Source organism: Aeromicrobium sp., assembly GCF_032084975.1.
Classification (GTDB): domain Bacteria; phylum Actinomycetota; class Actinomycetes; order Propionibacteriales; family Nocardioidaceae; genus Aeromicrobium.
The window spans coordinates 1-4,580 of sequence record NZ_DAMDLR010000122.1 but is presented as its reverse complement, the minus strand read 5'-3'; the positions used below and the strand labels follow the sequence as shown (position 1 = coordinate 4,580).

4 protein-coding genes and 1 pseudogene are annotated in these 4,580 nt (G+C 72.4%); 4 read left to right on the top strand and 1 reads right to left on the bottom strand.

Features of this window, described 5'->3' with window-relative positions:
* From RT323_RS15960 to coaD, 4 genes and pseudogenes are all read left to right on the top strand, one after another.
* Positions 1-715 (top strand): annotated as a pseudogene (locus RT323_RS15960) (Dak phosphatase); the annotation flags it as partial.
* Between the two features lie 2 nt (positions 716-717).
* Positions 718-2,886: an ATP-dependent DNA helicase RecG gene (locus tag RT323_RS15955; RefSeq protein WP_313410200.1), complete on the top strand. Its 2,169-nt coding sequence runs from the start codon at positions 718-720 to the stop codon at positions 2,884-2,886.
* A complete protein-coding gene (rsmD, locus tag RT323_RS15950; RefSeq protein ID WP_313410198.1) occupies positions 2,883-3,422 on the top strand; it encodes a 16S rRNA (guanine(966)-N(2))-methyltransferase RsmD in 540 nt (179 codons plus the stop codon). Before RT323_RS15955 ends, rsmD begins: the two co-directional genes overlap by 4 nt.
* 1 nt (position 3,423) lies before the next feature.
* Positions 3,424-3,900: a pantetheine-phosphate adenylyltransferase gene (coaD, locus tag RT323_RS15945; protein ID WP_313410196.1), complete on the top strand. Its 477-nt coding sequence runs from the start codon at positions 3,424-3,426 to the stop codon at positions 3,898-3,900.
* Between the two features lie 10 nt (positions 3,901-3,910).
* Here the strand turns inward: coaD and RT323_RS15940 are convergent.
* Positions 3,911-4,580 (bottom strand): DNA polymerase thumb domain-containing protein (locus tag RT323_RS15940; protein WP_396172495.1); only part of this gene is annotated, 670 nt, incomplete at its 5' end.

Here is a 4,580-nt window from a genome sequence, read left to right as displayed (position 1 = left end):
GATCTCGGTGATGCACTTCGCCGAGCAGATCGCGCGGCCGGCCCCGCCGCGCGGCGGTCGCGCGATCATCAGTGCCGTCACGGGACCGGGACTGGCCGACCTGACGACCAGCGCCGGCGCGATCGCCCTGTCGTTCGGGCCCGAGGACGAGCTGACGGTCGCCCGCGTCGCGGCCGCGATCCACGAGACGGGCGCCGACGAGGTCATCTGCCTGCCCAACCGGGCGGGCCACATCGCGATGTTCGAGGCCGCCGCCGCGTCGGCGCGCGACGGAGGGGCACGCGTCGCCGTGATCCCGACGACGGTGCAGGTGCAGGCACTCACCGCGCTGGCCGTGCACGACCCCGGCCGTCCGTTTGACGTGGTCGTGGTGGCCATGTCGAACGCCGCCGGCGCCACCCGCCACGGGGCGGTCACGGTCGCGGCCGAGGACGGCATCACGATGGCGGGCCCCTGTCGCGCCGGCGACGTCCTGGGCGTCGTCAACGGCGACTTCGCGATCGTCGGCTCGTCCGAGGCCGACGTCGCGCTCGACGTGCTGCAGCGCCTCGACCTCGCGACGGCCGAGATCGTCACGCTCGTCGTCGGACGCGGTGGCGATCGCGCCTCGCGTGAGCTCATCGCCGAGCGCCTACGGCACGAGGCGCCCCATGTCGACGTCGACGTGCTGGACGGCGACCAGGACACGTACACGCTGTTCCTGGCGGTGGAGTGAGCGTGATCGATTTCGAGGCCCGGCTCTCCAAGGTCGTGGGGGAGTCCGCCAAGAAGCTGGAGAAGGCGTTCGGGCACCGCACCGTCGGCGATCTGCTGCGGCACTACCCGCGTCGCTACATCGACCTCGAGCACCCGGACTCGTTCGACGAGCTCGAGCCCGGCCAGGTCGTCGCCTTCGTGGCGACGGTGCTGGACGTCAAGAAGCTGTCGTTCCGCAACAACCCCCGCAAGTTCCGCGTGGTGGTGACGCTGTCGGACGGCCGCGCCACGATGGAGGCCGTCTTCTTCAACCAGTACGCGGTCTCCAAGACTCCCGTCGGCTCCCAGCAGCTGCTGTCCGGCGAGGTCTCGGTCTACCAGGGCCGCCTCCAGCTGGCCTCGCCGCACATGCGCGAGCTACCCGAGGGCAAGACCCTGGCCGACCTGGGGCGGGGTGGGGGAGCGCTCCCGATCTACCCCGCCGGGGGTGGACTGACGTCGTGGGACGTGGAGCGGGCCGTGAACGTGGCGCTCGACGTCGTCGACGTGTTCCCCGAGCCGATCCCGACCGACGTGCGCAGCGCGCGCGGGCTGCTCGACGCGCCCACGGCGTACGAGTACATCCACCGCCCGCGCAAGCGCTCGGACTGGGTGTTCGCCCAGACGCGGCTGCGCTTCGAGGAGGCCTTCGAGGTCCAGGCCGTCTTCGCGCGGCGCCGGCTCGACTCGCAGCAACGACGCGCGACGGCACGTCCGGGTCGCGGCGACGGGATCCGCGTGGCCTTCGAGCAGCGGCTGCCGTTCACCCTCACGGAGGGCCAGGCGCAGGTCGCGGCCGAGATCGACCAGGACCTCGCCGACACGCATCCGATGCACCGGCTCCTGCAGGGCGAAGTCGGGTCGGGCAAGACGATCGTCGCCCTGCTGGCGATGCTCCAGGTCGTCGACTCGGGCGGCCAGGCGGCACTCCTCGCGCCCACCGAGGTCCTGGCGACGCAGCACCACCGCTCGATGGAGCGCATGCTCGGCGACCTCGCGAAGGGCGGGATGCTCGGCGGCGCCGACGAGGCGACCCGGGTCCGGTTGCTGACCGGCTCGATGGGGGCCAAGGCGCGCCAGCAGGCGCTGCTGGACATCCAGTCCGGCGAGGCCGGGATCGTCGTGGGCACGCACGCCCTGTTGGAGGAGACAGTGCGGTTCGCCGACCTGGGACTCGTCGTGATCGACGAGCAGCACCGGTTCGGCGTCGAGCAGCGGGCGGCACTGTCCGACCGCGCCGCCGCGGCCGACGGCGTCGCTCCGCACGTCCTGGTCATGACCGCCACGCCGATCCCGCGCACGATCGCCATGACGGTGTTCGGCGACCTCGAGGTCTCCACGCTGCGCGAGCTGCCTGCCGGACGCCAGCCGATCCAGACGAACGTCGTGCCGGTCGCCGAGCAGCCCGCGTGGCTCGACCGGGCCTGGCAGCGGGTCCACGAGGAGGTCGGCCGCGGACGCCAGGCCTACGTCGTCGTCTCGCGCATCGGCGAGTCCGCCACGGACGAGGACGCCGAGCCCCCCGAGGACGACGACGAGGAGAAGCGCCCGACCGTCGGCCTGGTCGAGCTGGCCGAGGCCTTGGCCGAGGGCCCGTTGGCCGGCCTGCGACTGGGACGGCTCCACGGCCGGATGCCGCCCGACGAGAAGGACGCCGTCATGTCGGCGTTCGCCGTCGGGGACCTCGACGTGCTCGTCGCCACGACGGTCGTCGAGGTCGGCGTGGACGTGCCCAACGCGACGATGATGATCGTCATGGACGCGGATCGGTTCGGGGTCTCGCAGCTGCACCAGCTGCGCGGCCGTGTGGGCCGCGGGTCCGAGCCCGGACTGTGCCTGCTCGTGACGGGCGCTCCCGCAGGAGCGCCCGCACGCGAACGGCTGGCCGCCGTCGCCGCCAGCACCGACGGGTTCGAGCTCTCCCGGCTCGACGTCGAGCTGCGGCGCGAGGGCGACGTCCTCGGAGCCCGCCAGTCCGGCGTCCGCTCCAGCCTGCGACTGTTGTCGGTCGTGCGTGACGAGTCGATCATCGCGGCGGCCCGCGAGGCCGCGGTCGAGGCGCTCACCTCCGGTGACGTGCCGGCCGACCTCGAGGCCTCGATCCGCCGACTCGAGGAGTCCGAGCGCGCCGACTACCTGGAGCGGGCATGACGCGGATCATCGCCGGACGACACGGCGGCCGCCGGATCGCGACCCCGCCCGGCGACGGCACCCGACCGACCTCCGACCGCGTGCGCGAGTCGCTGTTCGCCTCGCTCAACTCGCTGCTCGGGGGATTCGACGGCCTGCGCGTCCTCGACCTGTTCGCCGGCTCGGGTGCGCTGGGCCTCGAGTGCGTCTCGCGCGGCGCCGAGCACGCGGACCTCGTCGAGTCCGATGCGCGGGCGGCGCGCACGATCCAGCGCAACGTGGCCGATCTCGGCGCCTCGGCGTCCGTCCACCGGACCACGGCCCAGCGGTTCGTGGCGAGCACGACGGGCTCGTGGGACCTCGTCCTGCTCGACCCGCCGTACGCCGTGGCGACCGCCGAGGTGGCCGCGATCGTGGCCGGGCTGAGGCCCTCGCTGACCGAGGACGCGGTCGTCGTCGTCGAGCGTGCGAGCCGCGACGAGTTCACCTGGCCGGACGGGTTCGACGCGCTGCGGGACAAGACCTACGGGGACACGCGGCTTTGGTACGGTCGCTGACATGACGCGCGTCGTGTGCCCCGGCTCCTTCGATCCCATCACGAACGGACACCTCGACATCATCGAGCGGGCGTCGTTCCTGTTCGACGAGGTCGTCGTCGTGGTGCTGTTCAACGAGAGCAAGTCGGGCCTGTTCCCGACCGAACGACGACTCGAGCTGATCGCCGAGTCCACTCGTGAGCTCGAGAACGTCACGCTCGACTCGTACTCGGGCCTGTTGGTCGACTACTGCGCGCAGAACGACGTGCAGGCGATCGTGAAGGGCCTGCGAGCCGTGTCGGACTTCGACTACGAGCTGCAGATGGCCCAGATGAACGGCAACCTCACGGGCATCGACACCGTCTTCATCCCGACGTCGCCGGACTACATGTTCATCGCCTCGAGCCTCGTCAAGGAGGTCGCGCGCCACGGCGGCGACGTCAACGGGCTCGTGCCCAAGCACGTCATGAACGCGCTCGACGAGGCCTTCGGCCACTGAGCCGACGGGCTCACTCCACGGGCGACCGCCGCTCGGCGCCCCGCCCGACGTGACTCCCGCGCCGGACGGCACTCGTGCCGAACCGCTGCGCCACCGCGTCCAGCGTGGCGTCCAGCGCCGGGTCGGCCTCGCCCTCCAGCGGGAGCGCCAGCTGGGCTCCGTGACCATCGAGCCCCGAGAGCGCGACGCCCACGAGGGTGATGCCGTCCTGCTCGATCTCGCTGCGGCGACCGGCCAGCAGCCCGCGCGCCAGGTCGGAGATCTGTGACGTGCTCTCGGTGGGGCGAGGGAGGGTGCGCGAGGTCGTCGACGTGTGGAAGTCGCCGAACCTCAGCCGGATCGTGACGGTCGCGGCAGTGCGGCCGGCGCGGCGCAACCGTCGGCCGACCTTGTCACACAGCGCCAGCAGCGCGATGTCGGCCTCGGCGAAGGACCGTCCCGAGCCGAGCGCGTGCTGGGCCCCGATGGACCGGCGGCTGGTCGTGGTCTGCACCTTGCGGGGATCGTGGCCGTGCGCGAGCGCGTGCAAGTGGTGCCCGGTGGCCTTGCCGACGAGGGCGGACAGCTCGCCCGGCTCCAGTCGCGCGACGTCGGCGACGGTGCGCAGCCGCGCGGCGTGCAGCTTGGCGGCCGTGACCTCGCCGACGCCCCACAGTCGCTCGACGGGCAGCGCGTGCAGG